At 70.3% G+C, this 26,062-nt stretch carries 22 protein-coding genes and 1 tRNA gene; 8 read left to right on the top strand and 15 right to left on the bottom strand.

Annotated features, from left to right (window positions below):
- Window positions 1-19: 19 nt before the first annotated feature.
- Entirely contained in the window at window positions 20-1,174 is a 1,155-nt protein-coding gene (locus ACWFRU_RS29805) for a hypothetical protein (RefSeq protein WP_453691401.1), read from the bottom strand.
- Window positions 1,125-2,132 carry a phosphatase PAP2 family protein gene (locus tag ACWFRU_RS29800; protein ID WP_453691212.1) on the bottom strand — a complete coding sequence of 336 codons (1,008 nt, stop codon included), beginning with the start codon at window positions 2,130-2,132 and terminating at the stop codon, window positions 1,125-1,127. The genes ACWFRU_RS29805 and ACWFRU_RS29800 overlap by 50 nt, the downstream gene beginning before the upstream one ends.
- 258 nt (window positions 2,133-2,390) lie before the next feature.
- On the opposite strand from ACWFRU_RS29800, the gene ACWFRU_RS29795 reads away from it, so the two are divergent.
- Window positions 2,391-2,984: a histidine phosphatase family protein gene (locus ACWFRU_RS29795; RefSeq protein WP_453691400.1), complete on the top strand. Its 594-nt coding sequence runs from the start codon at window positions 2,391-2,393 to the stop codon at window positions 2,982-2,984.
- Between the two features lie 40 nt (window positions 2,985-3,024).
- On the opposite strand, the gene ACWFRU_RS29790 is transcribed toward ACWFRU_RS29795, so the two are convergent.
- Complete coding sequence (locus ACWFRU_RS29790; protein WP_453691211.1) at window positions 3,025-4,470, bottom strand: tetratricopeptide repeat protein; 1,446 nt, start codon at window positions 4,468-4,470, stop codon at window positions 3,025-3,027.
- 267 nt (window positions 4,471-4,737) lie between these two features.
- Here ACWFRU_RS29790 and ACWFRU_RS29785 point away from each other — a divergent pair, with 267 nt between their 5' ends.
- Both ACWFRU_RS29785 and ACWFRU_RS29780 read left to right on the top strand, forming a co-directional pair.
- Entirely contained in the window at window positions 4,738-5,235 is a 498-nt protein-coding gene (locus ACWFRU_RS29785; protein ID WP_453691210.1) for a hypothetical protein, read from the top strand.
- A 66-nt stretch (window positions 5,236-5,301) separates the two neighbouring features.
- The gene (locus ACWFRU_RS29780) at window positions 5,302-6,162 is read left to right on the top strand and encodes a spermidine synthase (RefSeq protein ID WP_453691209.1); all 861 of its coding nucleotides are present in this window, start codon (window positions 5,302-5,304) and stop codon (window positions 6,160-6,162) included.
- Window positions 6,163-6,185: 23 nt separating this feature from the next.
- Here the strand turns inward: ACWFRU_RS29780 and ACWFRU_RS29775 are convergent, their stop codons facing one another.
- Window positions 6,186-6,725: a hypothetical protein gene (locus ACWFRU_RS29775; protein ID WP_453691208.1), complete on the bottom strand. Its 540-nt coding sequence runs from the start codon at window positions 6,723-6,725 to the stop codon at window positions 6,186-6,188.
- A 78-nt stretch (window positions 6,726-6,803) separates the two neighbouring features.
- Between ACWFRU_RS29775 and ACWFRU_RS29770 the strand changes: the two genes are divergently transcribed.
- The 3 genes from ACWFRU_RS29770 to ACWFRU_RS29760 all read left to right on the top strand — a co-directional run bounded on the left by ACWFRU_RS29770 (window position 6,804) and on the right by ACWFRU_RS29760 (window position 10,260).
- Window positions 6,804-7,493, top strand: coding sequence for a response regulator transcription factor (locus ACWFRU_RS29770; RefSeq protein ID WP_363211347.1), 690 nt, complete (start codon window positions 6,804-6,806; stop codon window positions 7,491-7,493).
- The gene (locus ACWFRU_RS29765) at window positions 7,490-8,881 is read left to right on the top strand and encodes a sensor histidine kinase (protein WP_453691207.1); all 1,392 of its coding nucleotides are present in this window, start codon (window positions 7,490-7,492) and stop codon (window positions 8,879-8,881) included. Before ACWFRU_RS29770 ends, ACWFRU_RS29765 begins: the two co-directional genes overlap by 4 nt.
- 329 nt (window positions 8,882-9,210) lie before the next feature.
- Complete coding sequence (locus tag ACWFRU_RS29760; RefSeq protein WP_453691206.1) at window positions 9,211-10,260, top strand: chitinase; 1,050 nt, start codon at window positions 9,211-9,213, stop codon at window positions 10,258-10,260.
- Window positions 10,261-10,389: 129 nt separating this feature from the next.
- Here ACWFRU_RS29760 and ACWFRU_RS29755 read toward each other — a convergent pair whose 3' ends face one another.
- From ACWFRU_RS29755 to ACWFRU_RS29725, 7 genes are all read right to left on the bottom strand, one after another.
- Window positions 10,390-12,039, bottom strand: a complete 1,650-nt coding sequence (locus ACWFRU_RS29755) for a bifunctional aspartate transaminase/aspartate 4-decarboxylase (protein WP_453691205.1) — start codon at window positions 12,037-12,039, stop codon at window positions 10,390-10,392.
- Between the two features lie 31 nt (window positions 12,040-12,070).
- A complete protein-coding gene (aspT, locus tag ACWFRU_RS29750) occupies window positions 12,071-13,774 on the bottom strand; it encodes an aspartate-alanine antiporter (RefSeq protein ID WP_453691204.1) in 1,704 nt (567 codons plus the stop codon).
- Between the two features lie 24 nt (window positions 13,775-13,798).
- Window positions 13,799-15,478 (bottom strand): aspartate-alanine antiporter, encoded by a 1,680-nt coding sequence (gene aspT / locus ACWFRU_RS29745; RefSeq protein ID WP_453691203.1) that lies wholly within the window; start codon window positions 15,476-15,478, stop codon window positions 13,799-13,801.
- A 107-nt stretch (window positions 15,479-15,585) separates the two neighbouring features.
- A complete protein-coding gene (locus ACWFRU_RS29740) occupies window positions 15,586-17,007 on the bottom strand; it encodes a GH1 family beta-glucosidase (protein ID WP_453691202.1) in 1,422 nt (473 codons plus the stop codon).
- A gap of 128 nt (window positions 17,008-17,135) precedes the next feature.
- On the bottom strand, window positions 17,136-18,083 hold the full coding sequence (locus tag ACWFRU_RS29735) for a carbohydrate ABC transporter permease (protein ID WP_453691201.1): 948 nt from the start codon (window positions 18,081-18,083) through the stop codon (window positions 17,136-17,138).
- Window positions 18,080-19,084: a carbohydrate ABC transporter permease gene (locus ACWFRU_RS29730; RefSeq protein WP_453691200.1), complete on the bottom strand. Its 1,005-nt coding sequence runs from the start codon at window positions 19,082-19,084 to the stop codon at window positions 18,080-18,082. Before ACWFRU_RS29730 ends, ACWFRU_RS29735 begins: the two co-directional genes overlap by 4 nt.
- 5 nt (window positions 19,085-19,089) lie before the next feature.
- Window positions 19,090-20,403, bottom strand: coding sequence for an ABC transporter substrate-binding protein (locus tag ACWFRU_RS29725; protein WP_453691199.1), 1,314 nt, complete (start codon window positions 20,401-20,403; stop codon window positions 19,090-19,092).
- Window positions 20,404-20,717: 314 nt separating this feature from the next.
- Between ACWFRU_RS29725 and ACWFRU_RS29720 the strand changes: the two genes are divergently transcribed.
- Window positions 20,718-21,773, top strand: a complete 1,056-nt coding sequence (locus ACWFRU_RS29720) for a LacI family DNA-binding transcriptional regulator (RefSeq protein ID WP_453691198.1) — start codon at window positions 20,718-20,720, stop codon at window positions 21,771-21,773.
- A gap of 70 nt (window positions 21,774-21,843) precedes the next feature.
- Here the strand turns inward: ACWFRU_RS29720 and ACWFRU_RS29715 are convergent.
- The 4 genes from ACWFRU_RS29715 to ACWFRU_RS29700 all read right to left on the bottom strand — a co-directional run bounded on the left by ACWFRU_RS29715 (window position 21,844) and on the right by ACWFRU_RS29700 (window position 24,671).
- Window positions 21,844-21,916, bottom strand: a tRNA-His gene (locus ACWFRU_RS29715).
- A 111-nt stretch (window positions 21,917-22,027) separates the two neighbouring features.
- Window positions 22,028-22,630 carry an oligoribonuclease gene (gene orn / locus ACWFRU_RS29710; protein ID WP_453691197.1) on the bottom strand — a complete coding sequence of 201 codons (603 nt, stop codon included), beginning with the start codon at window positions 22,628-22,630 and terminating at the stop codon, window positions 22,028-22,030.
- 10 nt (window positions 22,631-22,640) lie between these two features.
- Window positions 22,641-23,879: a GlxA family transcriptional regulator gene (locus ACWFRU_RS29705; RefSeq protein ID WP_453691196.1), complete on the bottom strand. Its 1,239-nt coding sequence runs from the start codon at window positions 23,877-23,879 to the stop codon at window positions 22,641-22,643.
- 438 nt (window positions 23,880-24,317) lie between these two features.
- Window positions 24,318-24,671, bottom strand: a complete 354-nt coding sequence (locus tag ACWFRU_RS29700) for a hypothetical protein (protein WP_453691195.1) — start codon at window positions 24,669-24,671, stop codon at window positions 24,318-24,320.
- Between the two features lie 504 nt (window positions 24,672-25,175).
- Here ACWFRU_RS29700 and ACWFRU_RS29695 point away from each other — a divergent pair.
- The gene (locus ACWFRU_RS29695; protein ID WP_453691399.1) at window positions 25,176-25,700 is read left to right on the top strand and encodes a universal stress protein; all 525 of its coding nucleotides are present in this window, start codon (window positions 25,176-25,178) and stop codon (window positions 25,698-25,700) included.
- The last annotated feature ends 362 nt before the right edge of the window (window positions 25,701-26,062 follow it).

Below are 26,062 nucleotides of genomic sequence, written 5' to 3'. Positions count from 1 at the left end.
GGCCGCGTCGCAGAGGTGGTCAGCACGACGTGCCTCCTGCCGTGTCCCCGCCCGAGGCGCCCACGCCAGAAAGCGCCTCAGCCCGCAACGCCGCCGCCCTCCGCAGCGCCGCCACCGTCGGGTCCGTCGGGTCGCCCGATGTTCCGTCGGCCGCGGACAGGACGTCACTGATCGTCGTCAGGCCGCCCAGCTCACCCCGCAGCGAGCGGCCCAGGGCGGTGACCGCGCCCTCCTCGCGGGAGCGCTCGCGGCAGTGGAAGGCCAGTTCGCAGGCGGCCAGGCACTCGGGGGCGTACGTCGCCGGGACCGATTCGACCGCTGCCGTCAGGTCGGCCGCGGGACGGTTCACGTCGAAGGTGGTGCCTTCGGGGAGCGCGTCCGCGATGTCTTCGATGCGGGTCAGGCGCGCCAACTGGCGCCTGGTCACGGAGATCTGCTTGCGCACGTCGATCGCCGACGCCGTGGGGAGGTTCGAGAAGTCCTTCGGGCAGACCAGGAGCACGTGGTGCCGGATGCGGGGCGCGGGGTCCATGTGGGCCGCCACCCCCTCCAGAGCGAGCGCGTACACCGCGGACTGGCGGGCCGCCGCGCCCACCTTCGCGGCGTCCGCCGAGCCGTCGATCATCGGGAAGGACTTGATCTCGACGACCGTCCAACTGCCGTCCGGATGGACCACCACCGCGTCCGGTTCGAGGAAGGCGGGTGTCCCCGCCACGTCGAGGGCGAGCATCGGGTGGTCCAGGAGGGTCCAGCCCTCCGTCGCCGTGGCCTCGCGCAGCGCGAGCGAGGTGCGGGCCGCGCGGCCCTCGGGGCCCACCGCGGCGAGGTCGGGGACCGATGATTCGCCCGGCACCGGTTCCGGGCCGCCACCGAGCCTGCCGTGCACCAGACGCAGCAGCTCCGCGCCGCCGTCCGCCTTGACCTTCGCCTCGAAGGCGTTGCCCCGCATGAACGCGAACTGCGACTGACCGAAGGGCGCGGGGGAGCCGAGGGACTGCGCCAGCGTGGCCTTGTTCACACCCGCGCCGTCGAGCAGCGCACGCCGCCGGCAGCCCGGATTCGCGGCGAGGGCCGCGAGCGCGCGGGCGTCGAGCGGCGACGCGGGGACGTCCGGTCCGCGCAGCTCAGCGAGCCGCTGTCGGAGTGCTGTCCCCCGCTTCGGCGGGTCGGGCACTGGGCTCGGCGCCTGGCTCGGCAGGCCGCTTGCGCGGCCGGGGAATTCGCTCACCCACGGAAGTCTGGCACCCGCCACTGACAATTGAGGACTCTGGGGCGGACGAGACGGACGACGAGCCCGCGCCGGACGTCTGGCCGGCCCCGCCCGTGACCCCCGAGGAAGGCCGCGCCGCGTCGAACGGCAGTTTGACCCTGGCCTTCACTCGGTCCGCGAGCCGCAGCACCGGCTGCGCGAGGAGCAGGCCGAGGCCCATCACCGCGGCGCCCGCCACCGCGTCGAGGAAGTAGTGGTTGGCGGTGCCCATCACGACGATCGTGGTGATCAGGGGGTAAGCCACCGCCGCGGTCTTGACCAGCGGTGAACGGCCCTGCCGCCACAGCACGACCCCGCACCACAGCGCCCACCCCACGTGCAGGCTGGGCATCGCCGCGTACTGGTTGGTCATGCCGCCGAGCCCGCGCGGCGCACTCGCCTCGCCGCCCCACCAGCCGAAGTCGCTGTACTGCGCCATGGTGTCGACGAAGCCGTACCCCTCGCTCAGCAGGCGGGGCGGGCAGGTCGGCAGGAGCGTGAAGCCGACCAGGCCGATCATGGTGGAGGTCATCAGCCACGCGCGCGCCGCGCGGTAGTGGACCGCGCGGCTGCGGAAGAGCCAGACGAGGACCAAGGGCGTGACCAGGTAGTGCAGGGACGCGTACCAGAAGTCGGCGGGGACACCTATCCAGGAATGGTCGGTGAAGAGACGGTTCAGCGGGTGCTCGGCGTTGAGATGCAGGAACTTCTCGACGCGCAGGATGCTCAGGCCGTTGTCGACCGCGCCCGCCACATCGCCGCGGGCCAGCAGGCGTCCCGCCGAGTACGCGGCGTACACCAGCACGATCAGCGGCAGCTCCGTCCACCAGCGGAGCCGAAGCCCGCTGATGCCCCCGGTGCCCGGAGCGTCAGTCTGCGGCATCCGGTAGGTCCCCCATCTGTCTTTGGTCATGCGGTGTTCAACGGCGCCTCACCTTACGGCGTACGCGAAAGGACGCTGCGGCGGTCCCCGGTCGTCTTAGACGCAGAGATCGACGAGCGGGTTGCTCCTGGCGGGCAGGAGTGATCGCGACATGGCACGTGAGTGATGATGGAGGGTACGGACAGCTGTCTGTCCACAGAATTCGCTCTATGACAGCTGATGGTCTCCACCGTGGCTGTCGGCTCGGAAAGGCTCGACATGGCACCGCGCATCCTGCTGGCCCGCCACGGACAGACGGAGTGGTCCCTGTCCGGGAAGCACACCGGCAGGACGGACGTCCCGCTCCTGGAAGAGGGGCGCAACGGCGCGAAGCTCCTGGGCGAGCGCCTGCACCGCGCCCCCTTCGACGGCCTCAAGGACGTCGAGGTGCGCACCAGCCCCCTCGCGCGGGCGCGCGAGACCTGCGAGATCGCCGGCTTCGGGGACCGCGCCACCACCTGGGACACCCTCATGGAGTGGGACTACGGCTCCTACGAGGGGATGACCCCGGCCGACATCCAGGGCGTGCGCCCCGGCTGGTTCATCTGGCGCGACGGCGTCCCCCGGGGCGAGACCCTGGAGCAGATCACCGCCCGCGCGGACGAGGTGGTGGCCTGGGCGCGCGGCGCGGACCGTGACGTCCTGGTCTTCGCGCACGGGCACATCCTGCGCTCCATCGGCGCGCGCTGGCTCGGCCTCGGCATCGACTTCGCCGCCCGCATCCGCCTCAACCCGACCTCGATCTCCACCCTGGGCTGGGCGTACGGCGAGCCGGCCATCGAGTCGTGGAACGACACCGGACACCTGGCCTAGCCATCACAGGCGTACGGCCGCCCCGGAGGCGTACGGCCCTCTACACGGCCCGCGGCAGCGAGGCGTGCCGCTCCAGGAAGCCGCACACCCCCGAGGCCCGCCGGTGCGGAAGCAGCACCCGGGCCGTCGTGGCGAGCATCGCCTGGATGCGCGACGACTGCACCTCGTCAAGCAGCCCGAGCACCCGCATGCCCGCCGTCGCGGCCTCGTCCGGACGGCCCGCGCGGGCCAGGTCGTCGGCGAGCTCCGCGGTGTAGAGGGCGATGTTGCGGGTGAACTGCGGGGTCTGCGCCGACGCGATGCCCGCCGCGCGCCGCGCGTGCCGGGCCGCCCGCTCCCAGTCGCCGAGCGCCGACCAGCACTGCGCCTCCAGGACCTCCAGCTCGGCGGGCCCGTAGAAGGTCATCCACTCCGGGTCGGAGTCCGATGGGCCCCGGTCGAACAGGGCGTGGGCGCGCACCAGCGACCGTTCGCAGCCGGCCCGGTCCCCGAGCCCCGCCCAGCCGCCGCCCTCCCGCAGCGCGAGGAGCGAGAGCAGCCGCGGCGAGGCGAGCTGCCGGGCGGCCCGCGTCGCCGCCTGGGCCGCCCGCACCGCCTCCCGGGGCCGCCCCGCGTCGCGCGCGAGGAAGGCCGTGTTGCAGAAGGCGTGCGCCTCCAGGGCCGGGTCGCCGGCCATGCGGGCCGTCGCGAGCGCCTCCGCGTAGTGCGAGCGTGCGTCGTCGAAGCGGCCCGAGTCGTGCGCCAACCACCCCACGGAGATGGACAGTTCCCCCGCGCCCGTGTAGAGCCGGTCCGCCATCGGCTGGCGGGTGGTGCCCGCGTCGAGCAGGGCGTACGCGGTCCGCAGCGGGGCGGCCGCGCGTCGGTAGAGGCCGTCGGCGCCGTGCCGGTCGTCGAGCAGCCGGATCCTGCGCACGGCCTCCTCGACCGCGGACGCCTCGGCCTCGCCCGGCCGGCCGCCGCGCTGTGCGGTGGCCTGGGCCGGACTCGGGTCGGTGAGCCCGAAGGGCCCCAGGGAGGCGGCGGCCACCGTGGCCGTACCGCTCATGAATGCGCGACGCCGCACGTCGATCTCCTCGTGACTCTGGATCTCGTACGGGTCGCACTCGTGCAGTTCGGGGCCCGACGGCCCGGACGGGGGAGACTCATACAGCTGGATCGTGGTGTGTGGTGCGGGCGCCCCGGACGTGGCGCGCGCCCCCCGGCCGCGCACTGCGGAGCGGGGCGCGAACCCCAGATCCGTCAGTGTCCGGCCGGGGAACAGGTGCAGGAACACCCGCTCGTAGGCGTAGTTGGGACAGCGGATCTCGCCCGCCTCGACGCGTCCGATGTAGCGGGCGTCGCAGCTGACCCGCTCACCGATCTCGCGAGCGGCACGCCTGATCAAGGCGGCGAACTCGCCCGGAGAGCGCTGTCCGCGCAGCTGCCTGAAGCGAAGATTCGGTCGTGGGGACGGAGTTGACGATGCCATCGGTGACGACGCCATGGCCTGACCCTCTCGTACGGATCGTGCCGGATTGTGCCGAATCCTTCGGATTCAGCAATACTGCCCCTGTTCCGGCGGAGCACGAACGTACCCGCTGTCATGGGCCCGGCACGCAGAGTTTGGCTACAAACCGGATATCTCACCCACGATCCGCCATGAAGTGCCATCCTTTGCGGCGGCATTGCGCCGTAGCTGTTGACGCCCTCCCGCGTTGAACCATGCGGAGAGGGAGCGACGCGGCTTCCGCCCTTGCGAGGAGGGGTCCCCTTGTTGGAGATCGGCGCACAGAACGGCGAATCGAGGGCATCGCTGACCACGGCGCGGCACCTGCCCTCCCAGGATCGCAGCGCACCACCACAGCAGGGCGCACGGCTCCCCGAGCCCCCCGAGCACACCGACTTCTGCGATCTCGTCACCGTCCCGGCCCGCCAGGGCCTGGAAGCGGTCGACATCCTGCGCCGGGGGGCGGGCGACGACGCGGTCGGCCCCGTTCTGCACGACGGGAGCTGCGACACCCTCGGCTTCCTGGTGCCGCCCGGCACCGCCGAGTGCTGGGATCTGCCGGGCAGCGCGTGTACGCAGACCTTCGGCCGCGGCATCCGCGCGCACGCCGAGCCGGCGCCCGTCCCCCCGCCACCCCCGGTCGCGGGCACCGGCTGGCTGCTGCCCCCCGACGAGACCGACCCGGTCACCGACCCCGCCGTCCTGCGCGCGGCGCTCGGCAAGGCGGCCCGCACCATCGAAGCCGCCGACAGCTGCCGCTGACCCCCAGGAGAAGCGGTTCTCCAAGGTCATCGGGCCGCGCACGGTGCGTACGCCGATAATGGTCCGATGGCAAGGAACAGGCGGTCCCGGGAAGAGGCGCAAGCCGTCGTCGAGGAGGTGGACGGGGGGCTCGCCGAGCTGATGCCCGACCGGAACAGGCCGCGCGCGTGGACGCTGCTCGTGGACGGCGCCCCGCAGTCCCATGTCGACCTCGACGACCCCGCGTATCTCGACTTCGAGTACCAGCGCAGGCTCGGCCATGTCGCCGACCTGGTCGCGCCGCCCGGCAAGCCGATCCAGGCCCTGCACCTCGGCGGCGGCGCCTTCACCCTGGCCCGCTACATAGCCGCGACCCGGCCCCGCTCCACCCAGCAGGTCATCGAGCGCGACACGGCGCTCATCCAACTCGTGCGCCGCGAACTGCCGTTGGACCCGCAGGCCCGGGTCAGGGTGCGCGGCACCGACGCCCGCGAAGGGCTCGCGAAGATCGCGGACGGCTGGGCGGACCTCGTCATCGCCGACGTCTTCAGCGGCGCCCGCACCCCCGCCCACCTCACCAGCGCCGAGTTCCTCGGTGACGTACGCAGGGTCCTGAAGCCCGGCGGGTTCTACGCCGCGAATCTCGCCGACGGCCCCCCGCTCGCACATCTGCGCGGCCAGCTCGCCACCGCCGCCACGCTCTTCCCGGAGCTCGCGCTCATCGCCGACCCCGCGGTGCTGCGCGGCAAGCGCTTCGGCAACGCGGTGCTCGTCGCCTCCGACCGGCCGCTGCCCACAGCCGAGCTGACCCGGCGCAGCGCGGGGGACTCCCACCCGGCCCGGGTCGAGCACGGCAGGGCGCTCATCGACTTCAGCGGGGGAGCGGCGGCGGTCACGGACGCGAGCGCGGTGGCGTCACCGGCGCCGCCGCCCTCGGTGTTCCGCTGAGGCCGAGCCGGTGAACCGGCCGGTCAGTACTCGTTGATCTCGACCGCCGGGGGGTGGTCGTGCCACGTGCAGAACACCGAGACCTTGTCGGCGCCCGACGTGAACTCCACCCGGATCCAGGTGTCCTGCTTCCACACCTGCACCGACCAGCCCGCCGCCGGGGTCGCCGACACCAGCGTCGCGGAGTCCTTGCCGAGGTCGAAGACGACCCGGCCGCCCTCGGCGGAGTAGCTCTTCACGTTGCCCGGTGCGGCGGCCGGGGCGGAGGGGGTGCTCGGCTTGCTCGTCCGCGTCTTCGACGGCTTGCTCTCGGGGGGCTTCGAGGACTTCGAGGACTTCGGAGGCTTCGTCGACTTCGAGGGCGACGGGGTCGGCGCCGGGTCGGGGCGGTGCGTGGAGGAGGAGAGCGGCTCGGCACGGTCGCCGTCGGCGGCCAGCGGCACGGCGCGCGGCGGGTCGTAGGCGGTGCCCGCCATGACCGTGTGGACACCCCACCAGGAGAGCGTGACCGCCGCGCCCGTGGCGAGCGACCAAGCCATTGCGTGTATGAGTCCTCTGCGCATCGCGAGCCATACTGCACCACCGGGCCCCTCGGCGTCCCAGGAGGACCGGGGTCACTCATATGGCGTACGGTGCCGCCCATGGCAAGTGTGCTCGTCGTCGAGGATGACCAGTTCGTACGCTCCGCTCTCATCCGGCACCTGACCGAGGCATCGCACACCGTGCGCAGCGTCGGCACGGCCCTCGAGGCGCTGCGCGAGGTGGCCCATTTCCGTTTCGACGTGGTGATCCTGGACCTCGGTCTGCCCGATCTGGACGGTTCCGAGGCGCTGAAGATGCTGCGGGGGATCACCGACGTCCCCGTGATCATCGCCACCGCGCGTGACGACGAGACCGAGATCGTCAGGCTCCTGAACGACGGCGCCGACGACTACCTGACCAAGCCGTTCTCCGTCGAGCACCTCTCGGCGCGGATGGCCGCCGTCCTGCGCCGCTCGCGCGTCCCGGCGGGCGAGGCCCCGCCGAGCCGGGAGATACGCGTCGGCGGGCTCGCCATCGACCCGCTGCGCCGCCAGGCCGAGCTGGACGGGGCGCGCCTCGACCTGACCCGGCGCGAGTTCGACCTGCTCGCCTTCCTCGCCGGGCGGCCCGGTGTCGTCGTACCGCGCAAGGAACTGCTCGCAGAGGTGTGGCAGCAGAGTTACGGGGACGACCAGACCATCGACGTACATCTGTCGTGGCTGCGCAGGAAGCTGGGCGAAACGGCCGCGCGGCCGCGTTATCTGCACACGCTGCGGGGTGTCGGCGTCAAGCTGGAGCCACCGCTGTGAGGTGGGCGCTCGTCAAGGTGTGCCTGGCCGTCACGACGATGGTCGTGGTCGCCTTCGCGGTGCCGCTCGGCCTGGTCATCCAGGAGATGGCGCGGGACAGGGCCTTCTCGAACGCGGAGCGGCACGCGGCCGGCATGGGCCCCACGCTCTCCATCACCACCGACAAGGGTCAGCTGACGCGGGCCGTCGCCACGTCCGAGGCGGGCGGCGAGGGGCGGATGGCCGTGTACGTGCCGCCCGTCGACAAGGCGCCCGCCCTGGAGATCGGCGACCGGCGGGCGGACGCGGACGCGGTGGAGACCACGCGCAAGGAGGGCCGGGCGCGGACGACCACGGTCGACGGCGGCTTCGCGCTGCTCCAGCCGACGGCGCTGAGTTCCGGCGAGATCGCCGTCGTCGAGATCTTCGTGCCCGAGGGCGACGTCAGCAACGGCGTGACCACGGCCTGGCTGGTGCTCGCGGGCGTCGGTGTCGCGCTGATCATCGGGTCCGTGGCGGTGGCCGACCGGCTCGGCGTACGCATGGTGCAGCCCGCCAAGCGGCTCGTGGGCGCCACGCAGTCCCTCGGGGAGGGGAAGCTGGGGGCGAGGGTCCCGGAGGAAGGGCCGAAGGAACTGCGCCTGGCCGCCGTGGCGTTCAACTCGATGGCCGATCAGGTGGTCCAACTCCTGGCGAACGAGCGGGAACTGGCGGCGGACCTGTCGCACCGCCTGCGTACTCCGCTGACGGTCCTGCGGCTCAACGCGGCCTCCCTTGGTGACGGCCCCGCGGCCGAGCAGACCCGGATCGCGGTGGAGAAGCTGGAGCGCGAGGTCGACACGATCATCCGCACCGCACGCGACGCCAAGCCGCAGACCGCCGCGGTCGGGCCCGGCGCGGGCTGCGACGCCTCCGAGGTGATCCAGGAGCGCATGGCCTTCTGGTCGGCGCTCGCGGAGGACGAGGGGCGCGAGGTGCGGGTCGCGGGGGTGGAGCGGCCGGTGTGGATACCGGTGGCGCGCCCCGAACTGGTCGCCTCCCTGGACGCGTTGCTCGGCAACGTCTTCCGGCACACGCGGGAGGGGGCGGCGTTCGCGGTGGACGTGCACAGTGGCGAGGACGCGGTGATCATCCTGGTGTCGGACGCGGGGGCGGGGATCGCCGATCCCGAGGCGGCGTTGGCGCGGGGCGCGGGGTCGGGGGCCGATGGGTCCACCGGCCTGGGGCTCGACATCGTGCGGCAGTTGGCGGAGTCCACCGGTGGTGATGTGCGGATCGGGCGATCCGTCCTTGGTGGGACCGAGGTGCGGATCTGGATTCAGCTGGACGGGCGTCGGCCGGTTGCCGGGGGGCGGGGACATCGGGGTGCCGCTGTACGCCGCCGGAAGCGTGCCCCTAGCGTGCGCTAGCCCCCTGAACCGCCGCTTCGCGGCGGATTTTCCCCGCCCACCCACCCGTTTACCCCGCATCCGACTGTGAACGGAGCGCAGGTAGGTCCCGTCCATGGGCTGGCTCCGGGTGCCGGGTGGGTGGGCGGGAAAAGATCCGCGCGAAGCGCGGGAAGGCGTCCGCGGCTCGCACCCGGGAGCACCCCAGAGCCACCATTAAACGCCCCCGATCGCTCCCTTAAGCCCGCCCTAAGATCCAGTGCAGAGCCCCAATTGCCCGCTATGTCGCGCCCCCTCGGGGCTAAGTTGCTGACGCACCCCACCCCCCGCACAGCTAAGGCAGGCACGCGATGAGCAGCACGCATCGGCGCACGGTGAGCACCAGGTCCAAGGTCATAGGCGGGCTCGTGGCCGCCGGCCTCGTCGGCGGCGGCGCTTTCCTCTTCTCCGGGACAGCCCTCGCGACCAAGGCCCCCGCCGAGGACACCGCGAAGGCCGAGGCCGCCGGGAGCGCCAAGTTCGCGCCCTTCGTGGACACTTCGCTCGCCCCCGCGTACGACCTCGTCGACACCGCGGAGAAGACCGGCGTCAAGGAGTTCACCCTCGCCTTCATCACCTCCGGCGGCAGCTGCGAGCCCCTCTGGGGCGGCGCCACCGGGCTCGACGACGACAAGGTCGCCTCGCAGATCGAAGCCCTGCGGGCCAAGGGCGGCGACGTACGCGTGTCCTTCGGTGGCGCGGCGGGCTCCGAGCTGGGCCTCAAGTGCTCCAGCGCCGACGAGCTGGCCAAGGCGTACGGCAAGGTCATCGACAAGTACAAGCTGACCAAGGTCGACTTCGACATCGAGGGCGCGGCCCTCCCGGACACCGCCGCCAACACCCGCCGCGCCCAGGCCATCGCGCAGTTGCAGAAGGACCACGAGGGCCTGGACGTCTCGTTCACGCTGCCCGTCATGCCCGAGGGCCTGACCCAGCCGGGCGTCGACCTCGTGGCGGACGCCAAGAAGAACGGCGTGCGGGTCTCCGCCGTCAACATCATGGCGATGGACTACGGGCCCTCCTACAGCGGCGACATGGGCCAGTACGCCATCGACGCCGCGACCGCCACGCAGAAGCAGATCAAGGGCGCCCTCGACCTGTCCGAGGAGGCGGCGTGGAAGACCGTCGCGGTCACCCCGATGATCGGCGTCAATGACGTCACCACCGAGATCTTCAAGGTCGACGACGCCACGCAGTTGGTGAAGTTCGCCGAGGAGAAGGGTCTCGGCTGGCTCGCGATGTGGTCCTCCACCCGCGACAAGGCCTGTGAGGGCGGCGCCAACAACGGCGCCCAGCCCACCTGTTCGTCGATCGAGCAGGAGCCGCTCGCCTTCACGAAGGCCTTCGCCGCCTACAAGTAGGCCCGAAACACCCCACCCCAGTAGCTGCCACCCCCCCCACGGCGCCTCGACCGGCATCCCCCCACCCGGTCGGGGCGCCACTCACGCTCAGGCCCGACGCCTCAGGCCCGACGCCTCACACCTGACGCCTCAGCCCTTGCTCGCCTGCCACTCCGCCGCGTAGTCCTGGAAGATCGCCCGCAGGTGGTGGCCGATCTTCAGGTAGTCGAGGTCGTCGAGGTTGGCGAGCGATACGCGCACCGACCACTCGGGGCCCTCGAAGCCGCCGCCGTTCAGCAGGACCACGTGGGTCTGTTCGGCGAGGCGGAACAGCGGGTCGACCGGCTCGTAGTTCTTCTCCAGGAAGTCGGCGAAGTCCTTGCCGTGGACGCGTTCGGCCTCGGCGAGCAGATCGAGTTCGATGTAGTAGGCGGCCCGGTGCGGATCGTCCGCGATCTTCATCTCGGCGCCCTCCAGAAGGAGTTCGAGCCGCTGCCGCACGATCGCGCGGATGCGCCGCTTGTACGCCTGGCCCTCCTCCAGCATGTCGAAGAGGGAGAACAGGACCATCATCATCTGCTGCGGGAGCGAGAGCCCCGACGTGTGGTTCAGGGCCACCTGGCGCGAGTCGGCGACGAGCCGGTCGATGAACTTGATCTTCTCCGGTTCGAGCGTCAGCGTCCCGTACCGCTTGGCCAGCCGGTCCTTCTCGGCCTGCGGCAGCGCCGCGATCAGCTCGTCGATGACGTTGTCGTCGTGCAGCCCGATGACGCCGAGCCGCCAGCCGGTGGCGCCGTAGTGCTTGGAGTACGAGTAGACGAGCAGCGTGTTGCGCGGCAGGTCGGCGGCGATGGAGCGGAAGCCCTCGACGAACGTCCCGTACACGTCGTCCGTCACGATCAGCAGGTTCGGGTTCGACGTGGCGACGATCTGCTTGATCTGGTCCGCGACCCGCTGACTCAGCGCGAGCGAGGGCGGGTTGGAGGGATTGACCAGGCAGACCATCTTGATGTCCGGGTCGGCGAGCTTCGCGACCTCCTCCTCCGGGTAGCGCCACTCCCGCACGCCCTCCTCGGCGAACTTGCCGGCCTCGACGTACGTCACGTCGAACTCGTACGTGTCGAGCTCGGGGATCTCGATGTACGGCGTGAACACCGGCACCATCAGGGCGATCTTGTCGCCCTTGTGCAGGATGCCGTTCTTCATGAGCGAGTCGAAGATGTAGCACATCGCGGCCGTGCCGCCCTCGGTGGCGAAGAGCGACAGGTTGTCGGCGGGCGGCCTCTTGTCGAACATCTCGTCGGCCACATAGCCGCGCACGATCTGCTCCGCGTGCTTCAGCATCCGGTCCGGCACGGGGTAGTTGTCGCCGACCGAGCTGTCCGTCAGCTCGTGCACGAACTCGTCCTTGTCGAAGCCGAACCGCTCGATGGCGTGCTCCACGCACTTCTGGAGCAGGTCGATGCCGGGCAGGTCCGGGTGCTGACGTACGAAGGTGTCGAAGCGGGCGCCGGAGCCCGCCTTCTCCGGCATGCCGCCGAGGTTGTCCGCGGTCCAGACGCGGCGGGACTCGGAGAGGGCGAAATAGCCGAGCGCGTAGAAGGCCTCGCGGGGGCCCGTGGCGATCCAGTTGGGGTTGCCGCGCCCCGCGTTGAGCATCTGGACGCTGGAGGTCTCCTTCTGGCCCGGCTTGTCGGCCTGCACCGCCTGGGCGATCTGGATGAACTTGTCCTTCAGCTCGAACGGGCTGAGCTGGGCGAACGACTGGATTTCCGCGCGGGTGAAGGTGGTCTTGGGCACGGCTCGTTCCTCACGTGGGGGGAGCGGGGGGTCAGTGGTGGAGCAGGACGATGACGGCGCCCCAGATGGTCAGGAGCACGTTTCCGACGGCGTACGGGATCGTGTAGCCGAGCGTGGGGATCTGGGACCGCGACGACTCGTTGATCGCGCCGATCGCCGCGGTGGTCGTCTGGCCGCCCGCGAGGACGCCCATCAGGATCGGGAAGCGGATCTTCTGCACGTGGTGGCCGAAGAGGAAGCCGACGATCAGCGGGATCACCGTGGCGACCGCCCCGAACAGGAGCAGCCCCCAGCCCGCCGTCGAGAGGCCGGAGGTGAAGCTCGGCCCGGCGTTGATGCCGACGACGGCGACGAAGAGGCAGAGCCCGAGAGTGTCCATGAACCACTGGGCACCGGGCGGGACATTGCCGTACGTCGGGTACTTGCCGCGGATCCACCCGAAGACGAGGCCCATGATCAGCGCGCCGCCGGACGTGGAGAGCGAGATCGGCACACCGCCCGCGGTGAGCGCCGGGATGCCGATACAGCCGCCGAGGAAGATGCCGAGCCCCACCCAGATCATGTCGGTGGCGAAGGAGGTCGGCACGGGCTTGCCGATTTCCCTGCCCGCCGGGTCCACCAGGCGTTTGGGGCCGGTGAGGATCAGGGTGTCGCCACGTTCCAGCTTCGTGGTGAGCCGGTAGGGGAACTCGGCGCCGGAGCGGTACAGCTTGTCGACGTAGACCCCGACCATGAACGGTTCGCGCCGCAGGTCCCCGATGCTCTTGCCCAGTTGGTCCTTCTCGGAGGCCACCACATGCAGTGACTCGGTCTGGTAGCCGAGGAGTTCGACGTCATCGGTCTCGGCGCCGATGTGCGTACGGGGGTCGAACTCGACGAGGGAGCCGCGCAGCGCGCTCAGCGCGACGACGTCGCCCTCGCGCAAGGCGGTCCGCTGGTCGTGGTCGAGGATGTTCCCCTCTCTGCGTACGCGGGTGATGTAGACCCGGCGGCCCAGCTCGCGCTGCTGGTTCTCGAAGTCCTCGATGGTGCGTCCCGCGAGGTCGGGGCGCTGGATGGTGTAGGCGCGCAGGACGACCTCGTAGTAGCCCTCGGCGAGGTCGGGATTGTCGCCGGGTGCGTCCAGCTCCCGTGCCAGCGCCGCCGATTCCGCTGCCAGGTCACGCCGGTAGAGCTTGGGCAGCACGTTGGCGAGCAGCATCGCGCAGAGGATCGTGCCGAGCGGATAGGTCACGGCGTACCCGATGGCGACCAGGTTCGACTCGCTCTTGACCTGCGCGGAGCTGAGCCCCGGCAGATTGGAGATCGCGTCGCCCGCGACACCGATGACGGCGGACTGCGTGAGCGCCCCGCCGAGCAGTCCCGCCGAGAGCCCGGGTCCGTAGCCGAGCATCGCGGCGAAGGCCCAGCAGACGAGGAGGCCGGTCACACAGACGACGACCGCGTTGAGGACCTGCGGGAGGCCGTCCTTCTTCAGGCCGCGGAAGAACTGCGGGCCGACCTTGTAGCCGAGGGCGAAGAGGAACATCGTGAAGAAGAGGTTCTTCACCGTCCCGTCGATCTCGACCTTGAACTGCGCCCCGAGCAGCAGCCCCGCGATGAGGCAGCCCGTGACCGCGCCGAGCCCGATGGCCTTGTAGCGCAGCTTCCCGAAGAGGAAACCGAGCGCCACGGTGATGAAGACGAGCAGCTCGGGGTGGGGCTGGAAGATGTTCCGGTTGAGGAAGTCGATCATGTTCTACCCTCCGGATGCGCCGCGTCAGGCACCGAGTACGCCGACGAGGATCGGCCCGGTCAGGGGGAGCAGGAAGTTCGAGAGGGCGTAGGTGATCGTGTAGCCGAGCAGCGGGACCGAGCTCTGGGCCACCTGGGTGACGGAGGTGATCGCCGGGGTCGAGCACTGCTGTCCCGCGATGGCGCCGATCAGGAGCGGTTTCTCGATCTTCAGGAGCTTGCGGCCCACGAACAGCGAGATCGTCGCGGGCACCAGGACCATCGCGATCCCGGCGAACGGCAGCAGCGCCCCGTACTCCTTGAGCAGCGGCCAGGCCTGCGGCCCCGAGACGAGTCCCGTGCAGGCGATGAAGATGGCGAGGCCCATGTCCTTGAGCGTGTTCGCGGCCTGCGGCGGGAGCGCCCCGAAGGTCTGCCTGCGGGAGCGGAACCAGCCGAAGAGCAGCCCGGAGATCAGGCAGCCGCCGCCCGTGCCGAGCGACATGGGCACGTCGCCGAAGTGCACGACGACCTGCCCGAGCAGGGAGCCCGCCGCGATGCCCAGACCCAGATAGATGAAGTCGGTGGCGTCGTTCTTGACGACGGCGCCGATCCTCGCGACCAGCTTGTTCAGGCCCGAGCGCGCGCCCACCAGGGTGAGCACGTCACCGCGGCGCACGGTGGTGCCGCCGGCCGCGGGCAGATGCTGGTCGCCGCGCAGTACGTCGGTGACGTAGACCCCGTCCTTGATGAACTCGGGATGCGCGCGCTGCAGCTCGTCCACGCTCATGCCGTCCGACGCCTTCTCGGTGACGGCGACCTGGGCGGTGGCCAGCGGGGTGTCGACGCCCGGGATGCCGGGGGTCTCGGGGCCGATGAGGTGCCCGGACTCGATGACGTTGGCGCGGCGGCCGACCACCAGGACCAGGTCGGAGAGGGTGAGCGCCAGGCCGGGCGTGGGCGTGAGCTCCTTGCTGCCGCGCTTGACGGCCTCGACGGTGACCCGTCCGCCGAGCTCCGCCTCCAGGTCGCCGACGGTCCTGCCGTCGCCCGTGGTCACCAGATAGGTGCGGCCGACCATGCCCGGCAGCGCCTGGCGCTCGTCGGACTCCAGACCGCCGCCCGCGCCGCGCATCTTCTCCCACAGCTCGCGCGAGGCGTCCCGCAGGTTGATCCGCAGCATCATCGGCATGATCTGGCTGGTGTAGAGCACGATGGTGATCAGGCCGAAGAGGTAGCAGACCGTGTACGCGGTGGCGACGTGCCCCTGGTACTGGGTGATCTGGTCCGGGGTGAGGCCGTCCAGCTTGCCGATGGCCTCGGTCGCCGTGCCGACGACGGCCGACTCGGTGGCGGCGCCCGCCAGGATGCCCGAGGCCGTGCCGACGTCCAGGTCGAAGGCCTTGGCGAGGCCGAGCGCGATGCCCAGGACGCAGACGAGCTCGATGCCGCAGAGCGCGAAGAAGCGCAGGCTCTCGCGGTTGAGGTTGGAGAAGAACTGCGGGCCCGCGAGATAGCCCAGGGCGAAGATGAAGAGCGCGAAGAAGATCGTCTTGACGTCGTCGGAGACGACGACCTCGGCCCAGGCGCCGAGCAGCAGCGAGACGATCAGCGTGCCGCAGATGCCGCCCAGGGTGATGGGGCCGACCCGCACCTTGCCGACGAGGTAACCCAGGGCGAGGCAGACGAACAGTGCCAGCTCGGGGTGGTCACGGAGTACACCCATGGGGCACTCACCGTGCCCGTTCTATTGCTGAATGTGGCATATGGGCAACTTAAGGAGCCGAGTGGCGGGATGCCACTCGGCTCCTGGGGGCTGCCGACCCCCGCGGGTCAGCCCGCGACGTGCTCCCGCGGCAGCTCACCGCTGGACGCGACGCCCGCGTACCAGTGGGCGCTGGACTTCGGGGTGCGGGCCTGCGTCTCGTAGTCGACGTACACCGCGCCGAAGCGCTTGCTGTAGCCATAGGACCATTCGAAGTTGTCCATCAGGGACCACAGGTAGTAGCCGCGGACGTCGGCGCCGTCCGTGATGGCCCGGCGTACGGCGGCCAAGTGCCCGTGCAGGTAGGCGATGCGCTCGGGGTCGTGGACGCGGCCCTCCGGGTCGGGCTTGTCGTCGTAGGCCGCGCCGTTCTCGGTGACGTACAGCGGCAGGCCCGGTGCCTCCCGGGTGTAGCGCATGATCAGGTCGTGCAGCCCCGTCGGGTCGATGGTCCAGCCCATCTCGGTGCGGTCGCCGGGCGTCTGGTGGAAGGCCACGTCGTCGGAGCCGGGCCACGGCGAGTGGTCGCTGGCGCCGTGGCCGTCGTTGCGCGCGTTCGTGGGGTCGTCCTGCGCGGCCGAGACCAGCGCGGGCGTGTAGTAGTTCAGGCCGAGCGCGTCCAGCGGCTGGTGGGCGGCGGCCAGGTCGCCGTCCTGCACGAAGGACCAGTCGGTGATCCGTGCGGTGTCCGTGAGGAGGTCCGCGGGGTAGGCGCCGTGCAGCATCGGGCCGTGGAAGACACCGTTGGCGAGGTTGTCGATGCGGCGGCGGGCGTCCTGGTCCGCGGGGCTGTCCGAAACCGCCCTGACCACCGAGGAGTTGAGGCTGACCGCCACCCGGGCGCGGGCCGGAAGCGCGGCACGCAGCGCCTGGGTGCCCAGGCCGTGCGCGAGGTTGAGGTGGTGCGCGGCCTGCAGCGCGGCCGCCGGGTCGGTGCGGCCGGGCGCGTGCACGCCCGAGCCGTAGCCGAGGAAGGCGCTGCACCACGGCTCGTTGAGCGTGATCCAGGACTCGACGCGGTCACCGAGCGCCTCGGCGACGAAACCCGCGTACTCGGCGAAGCGGTAGGCGGTCTCGCGGGCCGGCCAGCCGCCCGCGTCCTCCAACTCCTGGGGCAGGTCCCAGTGGTAGAGGGTCAGGGCGGGTTTGATGCCCTTGGCGAGCAGCTCGTCGACGAGCCGCCGGTAGAAGTCGAGGCCGCGCTGGACGGCGGGGCCGCGCCCGGTGGGCTGCACCCGCGACCAGGAGACGGAGAAGCGGTAGGCGTTCAGGCCGAGGTCCGCCATGAGCGCCACGTCGTCGCGGTAGCGGTGGTAGTGCTCGACGGCCACATCACCGGTGTCGCCGCCGGCCGTCTTGCCGGGCGTGTGGCTGAAGGTGTCCCAGATGGAGGGGGTGCGGCCGTCTTCACGTACGGCGCCCTCGATCTGGTACGCCGACGTGGCGGCGCCCCAGAGGAAGTCGGCCGGAAAGGCAAGGGATTCAGGCATGGAAGCGCTCCCATGGAAAGGGGAAAAGGACAGGGGGGAAGAGGGGAGGGGCGGATGGGGCGGACGGCCAGGGCCGAGGTGGCGGCGGCTCGGCCCTGGCGGGGGAGGAATCGGCGGGCGGCCGGGCCTCAGCCCTTGACGGCGCCCTGCATGATGCCGCTCACGATCTGCTTGCCGAACAGGATGAACGCGAAGAGCAGCGGCAGGGTGCCGAGCAGGGCACCCGCCATGATCACCGCCCGGTCCGGGATGTAGCCCGTACCAAGGGAGTTGAGCGCCACCTGCACGGTGGGGTTCGACTGGTTCAGCGCGATGATCGGCCAGAGGAAGTCGTTCCAGGCCATCACGAACGTCAGCAGGCCGAGCACCGCCATCGCGGGCCGCGCCGCGGGGAACACCACGTGCCAGATGATCCGCAGGCTGCTCGCCCCGTCCATCCGCGCCGCCTCGATGAGTTCGCTCGGCAGCGCCTGCAGCAGGTACTGCCGCATGAAGAACACGCCGAAGGCGCTCACGAAGGTCGGCAGGATCACCGCCTGGAGCTGGTTGGTCCACTGCAGGTCGGCGACCCACAGATAGAGCGGTACGACACTGAGCTGCGGCGGCACCATCATCGTGCCGATCGTCAGCAGGAGCAGCAGGCCGCTGAACTTGAACTTCAGCTTGGCGAAGGCGAATCCGGCGATCGTGGAGAACAGGACGGTGCCGATGGTGATGCTGCCCGCCACGATCGTGGTGTTCAGCATCGCGTCGCCCAGGCTCGCCTCCTCCCAGGCCCGCTCCAGGTTCTTGAAGAGGTTCCCGCCGAACCACAGGGGCGGCGGTGTCTGGGCGAGCCGTCCGCTCGTACGGGACGCCGCGATGGCCGTCCAGATCAGCGGGGCCAGCGAAACGGCCGTGAACAGCGCGAGCACGATGTAGGTCCACGGACCCGCGTGCATCGTGCGCCCGGCCTTGAGCCCCAGCGGGCGGCCCGGCTTCGGGCGCGGCGCGGGAGCGTCCTTCGGGCTCGTGATCACGTCGGTCGGCGGGTCCGACGCGGCGTCCGTCGTCGGGCCCGAGGTGCGGGACTTCATTGGGCCTTCCTCAGACGTCGGGCGATCAGCAGATTGACCGCGGCGATGAGCAGCAGGATCACGAGCATCAGCCAGGCCACGGCCGAGGCCCGCCCCAGATGGCCGTTGATCCAGCCCTGGTCGTACAGATAGAGGCCAAGGGTCTGGAACTGGTGGTCCGCGCCGCCCTTGGACCCGGCGGTGCCGCCGAACAGCAGCGGCTCACCGAAGAGCTGGGTCGCCCCGATGGTCGAGACGACGACCGTGAACAGGATCGTCGGCCGCAGCATCGGGATCGTCACGTGCCGGAACTGCTGCCAGCGCGAGGCCCCGTCCAGGGACGCCGACTCGTACAGGTCGTGCGGCACGGCCTGCATCGCCGCCAGGTAGATCAGCGCGTTGTAACCGGTCCACCGCCAGATGACGATCGACGACACCGCGAACTGCGAACCCCAGGAGGATTCACGCCAGTTGATCGGGTCCACACCGATGGAGCCGATGATCCAGTTGACCATGCCGCCGTCCCACGCGAAGAGCAGCGTGAAGACCAGCGAGGCACTGGCCACCGAGGTGGCGTACGGCGCGAGCATCGCGACCCGCCACAGGGTGGAGCCGCGCAGCTTGTAGTTGAGCAGGTGCGCGATGCCGAGCGCGACGCAGAGCTGCGGGACGGTGGAGATGACGCCGATGGTGAAGGTGTTGCCGAGCGCGTTCCAGAAGTACTCGCTCTGCAGCAGGTTGGTGTAGTTCTCCAGGCCGATCCACGTGCTGTCGTCGAGGTTGGTCAGCGACAGGCGGTGCATCGAGGCCCAGCCCGTGTAGAGCAGCGGGAAGAGCCCGAAGGCACCGAAGAAGAGGAAGAACGGGGCGACGAAGACGTACGGCGACGCCTTTATGTCCCAGCGGTACAGGCGGCTGCGCCACGAGGACGTGGGGGAGGGCGTGCGCCTCCCGGACGCGGCCGGGGCCGCGCCCCCCTCTTCGGGGGACGCGGTCTCGGCGTACTCAGCGGTCTCGGACATGCGCGTCACTGTCCCAGAACATCCTTGATCTCCTTCTGCGCGGCTTCCCAGCCCTGCGCCGGAGACTTGCCCTGTTGCTCCACCTGGAGCACACCGATGTCCGTGATGGACTGGCCGATCTGGGCGTCCTTCAGGCCGTAGATGGCCGAGGGGGTGTTCTTCGCGATGTCGGCGAAGATCTCCGTGATGGGCGCGTCATTGAAGTACGCCTTGGTCGCCGGGGACGGCTTCAGCGTGTCGTACGCCGACGGCGTGGAGGGGAAGCTGGCCTGCTTGGCGAAGACCTTGGCGAGCTGCTCGGGCTGCGTCAGCCATACGGCGAGCTCGGTCGCCTCCTTCTTGTGCTTGCCCGCGCTCGGCACACCGAGGAAGGTGCCGCCCCAGTTGCCGTCGGTGGGCGCCTTGGCCATGTCCCACTGGCCCTTGCCCTCCGGGCCCGTCTTCTCCTGGATGTAGCCGGCCATCCACGCGGGGCAGGCCACCGTGGCGAACTTGGCGTTGGCGAAGCCCTGGTCCCACGTCGGGTCGAACTGCTTGAGCTTGGACGACATGTCGCCCTGCGCGACCTTCATCGCCGCGTCCCAGGCGTCCTTGCGGCCCTGGCTCTTCTCGTAGATCTCCTTGCCGCTCTTGTCGTAGTACCGCTCGGTGGCACCGGCGAAGACCGCGTTGTAGACGCTGGAGGCGGAGTCGACGAACTTGGTGCCCTCGGGGGCCTTCTTCATGTACTTCTCGCCGAGCGCGACGTACTTGTCCCAGTCGCCGGCCCACTCCTTGGCGAGCGCCTCGCGGTCGGTGGGCAGACCGGCCTTCTTGAAGAGGTCCTTGCGGTAACACAGCGCCGTCGGGCCGATGTCGACGCCGAGGCCGACCGTCTTGCCGTCCTCGGTCGTGGCCTGCTTCCACTTCCAGTCGAGGTAGGTGGACTTGTCCACGCCCTCGGCCTTGCTCAGGTCCTCGAACTTGGCACCCTGGGTCTGCACGACCTCGGTGATGTTGCTGACCTCGATGGCGGCGACGTCGTTGACACCCGCGCCGGACTGGAGCTGGGTGAGGAGCTTCGGGTAGTAGGCGTCGTTCCGCTCGATGACGTTCTCTTTGATCTTGATGTTCGGGTGCGACTTCTCGTACTCGTCGTAGAGACCGGCCTGCTTCAGACCAAGGACACCGAACGTGCCCACATTGAGCGTGATCTTGCCGTCGCCGCCCTCCGAGCTGCTGTCGTCGTCGCTGGAACAACCGGCCAGCAGGCTGCCGGCCAGTGCGGTCACGGCCGCGATGGCCACCAGCCGACCGGGTCGGCGGGAACTCGTGCGCATTACGTCCTCCTGTTGCCTGACGTGCCGACCCCCCGGCCAACTGCACTTCTTGCCCCGTTGCTTGACTCTTCGGCTCGGGCGGGGAACGTGCGGGATGTGTACGTGTCAGGTACTGTGGGAGCGCTCCCACAAGTGATGAGTTGAAGAGTCGTGGCTCGGAGCGGGGGTGTCAAGGGACCGGACATGGAGATATGTCTTCAGTTATCGGGCTGTTACGAGGAGGCCCGCGCGAACGGTCCCTCCGATCGGCGAAGATCAGGCTGTTACATTCCTCTACATTCCTCGCCCGGGGGAAGTGCGACGGGAGGCGGACAATGCCAGCTCACGGACCGCGCGGCCGCAGCGGCGGACGACCGACCCTGGAGGAGGTCGCCGCGAGGGCGGGAGTGGGCCGCGGGACGGTCTCCCGGGTGATCAACGGCTCGCCGCGGGTGAGCGAGGCGACCCGGACGGCCGTCGAGGCCGCCGTCGCCGAACTCGGTTACGTCCCGAACACGGCGGCCCGCGCCCTGGCCGCCAACCGCACCGACGCCATCGCCCTGGTCGTGCCCGAGCCCGAGACCCGCTTCTTCGCCGAGCCGTACTTCTCCGACGTCCTGCGCGGGGTCGGCGCGGAGCTCGGCGAGACGGAGATGCAGCTCCTGTTGATCTTCGCCGGGAACGACCGCAGGCGCCAGCGCCTGGCCCAGTACCTCGCGGCCCACCGCGTCGACGGCGTCCTGCTGGTCTCGGTGCACGCCGACGACCCGCTGCCGGACCTGCTCACCCAGCTGGAGATCCCCGCGGTGATCAGCGGCCGCCGCTCGGCCGACGAGCAGCTCCCCTCGGTCGACTCCGACAACTTCGCCGGGGCCCACTCCGCGGTCGAACACCTCCTGTCGCGCGGCCGCACCCGTATAGCCACCATCACGGGACGTCTGGACGTCTACGGCGCCCAGCGCCGCCTCGACGGCTACCGCGCGGCACTGTCGGACGCGGGCCGGCCCGTGGACGAGCGGCTGATCGCGCCGGGCGACTTCACGGAGGAGGGCGGCCGCAGGGCGATGACGGAGCTGCTCGCGGCCTTCCCGGACGTGGACGCGGTCTTCGCGGGCTCCGACGTGATGGCGGCCGGCGCCCGCCAGGTCCTGCGCGAGGCAGGGCGCCGGATACCCGACGACGTGGCGTTGGTCGGCTTCGACGACTCGGCGATCGCCCGCCACATGGACCCGCCCCTGACGAGCGTGCGCCAGCCCATCGAGGAGATGGGCCGCGCGATGATCGACCTGCTGCTCGCCGAGATCGCCGACGACCGCCCGGCATCGGCCCGCCGCCTGGAGCACCGCCAGCTGGTCCTGCCCACGGAGCTGGTGGAGCGGGCGTCGTCCTGAGCCCCCCGGGGCCGGGCGAGGAACGAAGAAGGCCCGGTCCGCTTCCGCGGACCGGGCCTTGATCATTCAGGGTGAGTGACGGGACTTGAACCCGCGGCCACCTGGACCACAACCAGGTGCTCTACCAACTGAGCTACACCCACCATGTCCGGTCGTCCTGCGTTCTTCTGACCGGCCGAGAAAAAGTGTACAGGGTCCGAAGGGGTGCTCGCGCACGCGTTTTCCGGACCCCGTACGAGGGGCGGTCGCGGGGGTTACTCCGCGGGCAGCACGTACTTCGCCGCGATCGTCTTCGCCGTGTCCGAGTCCGGTCCGGGCTGCGGAACGAAGACCGCCTCGCGGTAGTAACGCAGCTCGGCGATGGACTCGCGGATGTCGGCCAGCGCCCGGTGGTTGCCGTTCTTGTCCGGGCTGTTGAAGTAGGCCCGGGGGTACCACCGCCGGGCGAGTTCCTTGATGGAGGACACGTCGACGATGCGGTAGTGGAGGAACTCCTCCAGCGTCCGCATGTCACGCAGCAGGAAGCCGCGGTCGGTGCCGACCGAGTTGCCGCAGAGCGGCGCCTTCCGCGGCTCCTTGACGTGCTCACGTACGTACGTCAGGACCTGCTCCTCGGCGTCGGCCAGCGTCGTGCCCGCGGCCAGCTCGTCGAGGAGCCCCGAGGTGGTGTGCATCTTGCGCACCACCTCGGGCATGGTCTCCAGCGCCGCGTCCGGCGGGCGGATCACGATGTCCACACCTTCGCCGAGCACGTTCAGTTCCGAGTCGGTGACCAGTGCGGCCACCTCGATAAGTGCGTCATCCGTCAGCGAGAGCCCGGTCATCTCGCAGTCGATCCACACCATGCGATCGTTCATGCGTCTTACCCTACGGCGCGCTCCTCTGGCCGGGCAGTGGCGGACGTCCTGGCGCGTACACATCCGAGTTCGGCTTCCCCGGCTCCGCGGTCAGCGAGGCCGACGGGCCGACGGCACTCGCGGCCGCCGTACGCCGGGTCTGCGAGGGCACTGGTCCCGTGCCCTCCGCGTTCACCGTCGCCGAGGCGGGCACGGACGCCGCCGATTCCAGCAGTGCCCGCTCACCTCCCTGCGGCCTGCGGGCGCGGTAAGCGGCCCGGTAGGCGGCGGGCGACGAGCCGAGCTGGCGCCGGAAGTGGCCGCGCAGGGCCACGGGCGAGCGGAAGCCGCAGCGGCCCGCGACCTCGTCGACGGAGTAGTCGGAGGTCTCGAGCAGCCGCTGTGCCTGCAGCACGCGCTGAGTGATCAGCCACTGCAGGGGAGCGCTCCCGGTGAGCGAGCGGAACCTGCGGTCGAAGGTTCGCCTGCTCATGTACGCGCGCGCGGCCAGCGTCTCCACGTCGAACTGCTCGTGGAGATGCTCCAGGGCCCAGGCGACGACCTCGGCGAGCGGGTCGGCGCCGATCTCCTCAGGTAAAGACCTGTCGAGATAGCGCTCCTGGCCGCCGGCCCGGCGCGGAGGCACGACGAGCCTGCGGGCGAGCGCGCCCGCCGCCTCGTTGCCATGATCCGTGCGCACGATGTGCAGGCACAGATCAATTCCGGCCGCGGTGCCCGCGCTGGTGAGCACGTCCCCGTCGTCGACGAAGAGCTCACGCGGGTCCACGTGGACGGACGGATATCGCTTGGCCAGCGTCGGCGCGTACATCCAGTGCGTGGTCGCCGGACGGCCGTCGAGCAGACCGGCCGCGGCGAGCACGAACGCCCCGGTGCACAGGCCCACGATGCGGGCGCCCTCCTCGTGCGCGCGGCGCAGCGCGTCGAGTGCCTCCGGCGGCGGCGGTGATGTGATCGACCGCCAGGCCGGCACCACGACGGTGCCCGCACGCCCTATCGCCTCCAGGCCATGTGGCGCGGTGAGTTCGAGTCCCCCGGTCGTACGCAGCGGTCCCTCTTCACCGGCGCAGACCAGCAGCCGGTAGCGGGGGACCCCGGCGTCCTGCCGGTCGATCCCGAACACGGAGAGCGGTATGGAACTCTCGAAGATGGGGCCACCGCTGAACAGCAGCACCGCGACAATCTCCCTGCGGCGGCGTCCGGAGAGTTTCCGCGACGCGGCTTCTTGCACGGCAGTGGAGTCGTGGCTCATGGTGCTAAGCCCCCCTCGGTCGTCGCGGCTCCCTGTTCTTGGCGTGCTCTGTCTCTGCGTGTCCTGCGTTCTCGGCGCTCTTGGCGTTCCTGTCGGACCTGTCGCTCCTGCACGTTTCCCCTCGGTCCTCCACCAGTCCCCCGCCGTAATACAGTCATGATCGAATCTACTGCGTCCCGTGCTGCCGGGGTGACCAGTTAAGGACCCGGCACTATGTCGACATGGCAACTTGGCGTGAAGCAGTCGATCACGAAGCGTTGCACTCACGGGCGTTGCTGGGAAGTGCGCCTCAGCTCCGTGGCCGGTCCCCGTAGGGTTCAGGCGCCCTCCGCAGGCCTTTCAGCCCTGGTGGGACCGGGGTTGAGTACCCCTTCGGCCAAGGAATGCATGGCCATAGGAAGTTGGCTGAAAAGTTATGGGTAGGTGCGCGTGAATCGGTCAGTCCACCGGCGCTGACCCACCAGCATGCCGACCGCCCCTGTGCGCCCCCGAAGCCGTCCTTCCGTGCCGCCCGCGGCGCTCGTCCGCCGGCTCGTCGACCCGCTCGTCGGCCGGCCGCGCCGACCCCCGCTCGGACTGCCGCAGAAGCAGCCGGCAGACCCCCGTCACGGCGAGCAGGCCGAGGGCCGAGCCCGCGGCTCCCGCCAGCGAGGTCCCGTACCCCACGAGGACGACGGGAACCAGGACGCAGCTGAACGCCGCCCAGCGCACGACGTCGCTCGCGGAGTCCTGCAGGGGGGGGGGGCCTCTCCTCGGCGCGCGGCGCGGGGACGCCCCCGCGCGGGCGCTCACGCGCCCCCTCGGGTGGGCGCCGGTGGCCCTGCGCCGTGACGCGTGAGGGCGTCGTGGCTCGTGAGGTCGTCGTGACGCGTGAGGACACTGGCGGCGGTCCAGGCACGGCGGGCTCCCTGTGGCGGTGGCGTACCGAGGTTCAACGCGTGGTCGCGCGGCCGGTCACTGGCGTGATCCTTGTGGCCGACGACAGCCCCACGCATGGGTGCCCAAACCGCCTGTACGGGGCAGCAACCATTGCCATACGGGCGCCGCTCATGCATGCTCCGGTGAACGCCGTGAGGCTCCCGCAGGGCCGACAGCAAGCTCTGGGCAGGAGAGGAGTGTCGCCGTACCCTTGGGGGTATGGGGTTGGGAAGATGATTCCCGGACACAGCTCCGGTGGTCGCCGCTCCTCCTCGCCCCTGCCTGATCCTGCTGAACTTGTCCGATCTGCTCCACACCGCGTCGTACGACCCGAACAGAGCCGACCCTCCCACAGAGGACTCCTTCGCCGAGACACCCATGGCCGGTCACGAATTCTTCGAACCAGCGGACCGCAAGCGGCAGGTCGCCGATCCCACGGTGACCCCCCAGGCGGCGGAACAACCACGTCATTCCTGCGATCCGGCCTTCCGGCACGGGGTCGTCGTCGGTTTCGACGGCTCGACCTCCAGTGAACGCGCTCTCTCGTACGCGATCGGGATGGCCCATCGCTCGGGCTCGGGCCTGATCATCGTGCATGTCGCCAACCGGCTCCCCACCACGGTGTGGGCGGGCTGTGAGCCGCCGGTCTTCGTCGACGTGCCGGATCACCGCACGGAAGTGCTCGGTCTGGAGCTGGCCTGCGCGGACTATCTGGCCGAGGTGCCGTGGATCCTGGTCGAGCGCGGCGGCGACATCTGCCACGAGCTCGAAGAGGTCGGCCGGGAGTACTCCGCGGACGCCATCGTCGTCGGCTCGACGCACGGGATCGTGGGGCGCATCTTCGGCTCGGTCGCGGGCCGGCTCGCGCGCCGTGCGCAACGGCCCGTCGTGGTCATTCCGTAACGGCTGCGCGTCCCAGGTGGGGCGAAGGTGGCGTGGTGTCAATTCCCTTTGTATGTAGATAAATCTACTCGTGCGTAGAGGTGCTTTGTGCCCTTGTGAAGGGTACGTACAGGGGCACGACCACCTGCCGGCCGGGGAGTGACGGCTACCGGATCAGGCAGGCGTGGGTCGGGGGAATGGGCGCCCCCGGCCCCTGTAGAACGACCCCTCGCACGCTTGGTGGCACGCGCGAGGGGTCGTTCATTTCCGGGTGCCCGACACCCGTGGGGTCTTACTGATCGTTTCAGAATGAATTGAACCGCGGGTCTTGCGTCTAGCGATCTTGGTGGGCAGGGTGTCCGGGTGCGTGCTGATCCTGTTCC

The organism is Streptomyces sp. NPDC055099 (assembly GCF_053607685.1).
The sequence above is the reverse complement of the archived record's forward strand: the minus strand, read 5'-3'. Positions and strand labels throughout refer to the sequence as shown.

What these genes read in the sequence shown, in the direction of transcription:
- ACWFRU_RS29795 (WP_453691400.1), top strand. Translation starts at nt 2,391, where the DNA reads ATGGCACCGCGCATCCTGCTGGCCCGCCACGGACAGACGGAGTGGTCC.
- ACWFRU_RS29790 (WP_453691211.1), bottom strand. Translation starts at nt 4,470, where the DNA reads ATGGCGTCGTCACCGATGGCATCGTCAACTCCGTCCCCACGACCGAAT.
- ACWFRU_RS29740 (WP_453691202.1), bottom strand. Translation starts at nt 17,007, where the DNA reads ATGCCTGAATCCCTTGCCTTTCCGGCCGACTTCCTCTGGGGCGCCGCC.
- ACWFRU_RS29780 (WP_453691209.1), top strand. Translation starts at nt 5,302, where the DNA reads ATGGCAAGGAACAGGCGGTCCCGGGAAGAGGCGCAAGCCGTCGTCGAG.
- ACWFRU_RS29720 (WP_453691198.1), top strand. Translation starts at nt 20,718, where the DNA reads ATGCCAGCTCACGGACCGCGCGGCCGCAGCGGCGGACGACCGACCCTG.
- ACWFRU_RS29760 (WP_453691206.1), top strand. Translation starts at nt 9,211, where the DNA reads ATGAGCAGCACGCATCGGCGCACGGTGAGCACCAGGTCCAAGGTCATA.
- aspT (WP_453691203.1), bottom strand. Translation starts at nt 15,478, where the DNA reads ATGGGTGTACTCCGTGACCACCCCGAGCTGGCACTGTTCGTCTGCCTC.
- ACWFRU_RS29775 (WP_453691208.1), bottom strand. Translation starts at nt 6,725, where the DNA reads ATGCGCAGAGGACTCATACACGCAATGGCTTGGTCGCTCGCCACGGGC.
- ACWFRU_RS29695 (WP_453691399.1), top strand. Translation starts at nt 25,176, where the DNA reads ATGGCCGGTCACGAATTCTTCGAACCAGCGGACCGCAAGCGGCAGGTC.
- ACWFRU_RS29770 (WP_363211347.1), top strand. Translation starts at nt 6,804, where the DNA reads ATGGCAAGTGTGCTCGTCGTCGAGGATGACCAGTTCGTACGCTCCGCT.
- aspT (WP_453691204.1), bottom strand. Translation starts at nt 13,774, where the DNA reads ATGATCGACTTCCTCAACCGGAACATCTTCCAGCCCCACCCCGAGCTG.
- ACWFRU_RS29705 (WP_453691196.1), bottom strand. Translation starts at nt 23,879, where the DNA reads ATGAGCCACGACTCCACTGCCGTGCAAGAAGCCGCGTCGCGGAAACTC.
- ACWFRU_RS29800 (WP_453691212.1), bottom strand. Translation starts at nt 2,132, where the DNA reads ATGCCGCAGACTGACGCTCCGGGCACCGGGGGCATCAGCGGGCTTCGG.
- ACWFRU_RS29730 (WP_453691200.1), bottom strand. Translation starts at nt 19,084, where the DNA reads ATGTCCGAGACCGCTGAGTACGCCGAGACCGCGTCCCCCGAAGAGGGG.
- ACWFRU_RS29735 (WP_453691201.1), bottom strand. Translation starts at nt 18,083, where the DNA reads ATGAAGTCCCGCACCTCGGGCCCGACGACGGACGCCGCGTCGGACCCG.
- orn (WP_453691197.1), bottom strand. Translation starts at nt 22,630, where the DNA reads ATGAACGATCGCATGGTGTGGATCGACTGCGAGATGACCGGGCTCTCG.
- ACWFRU_RS29725 (WP_453691199.1), bottom strand. Translation starts at nt 20,403, where the DNA reads ATGCGCACGAGTTCCCGCCGACCCGGTCGGCTGGTGGCCATCGCGGCC.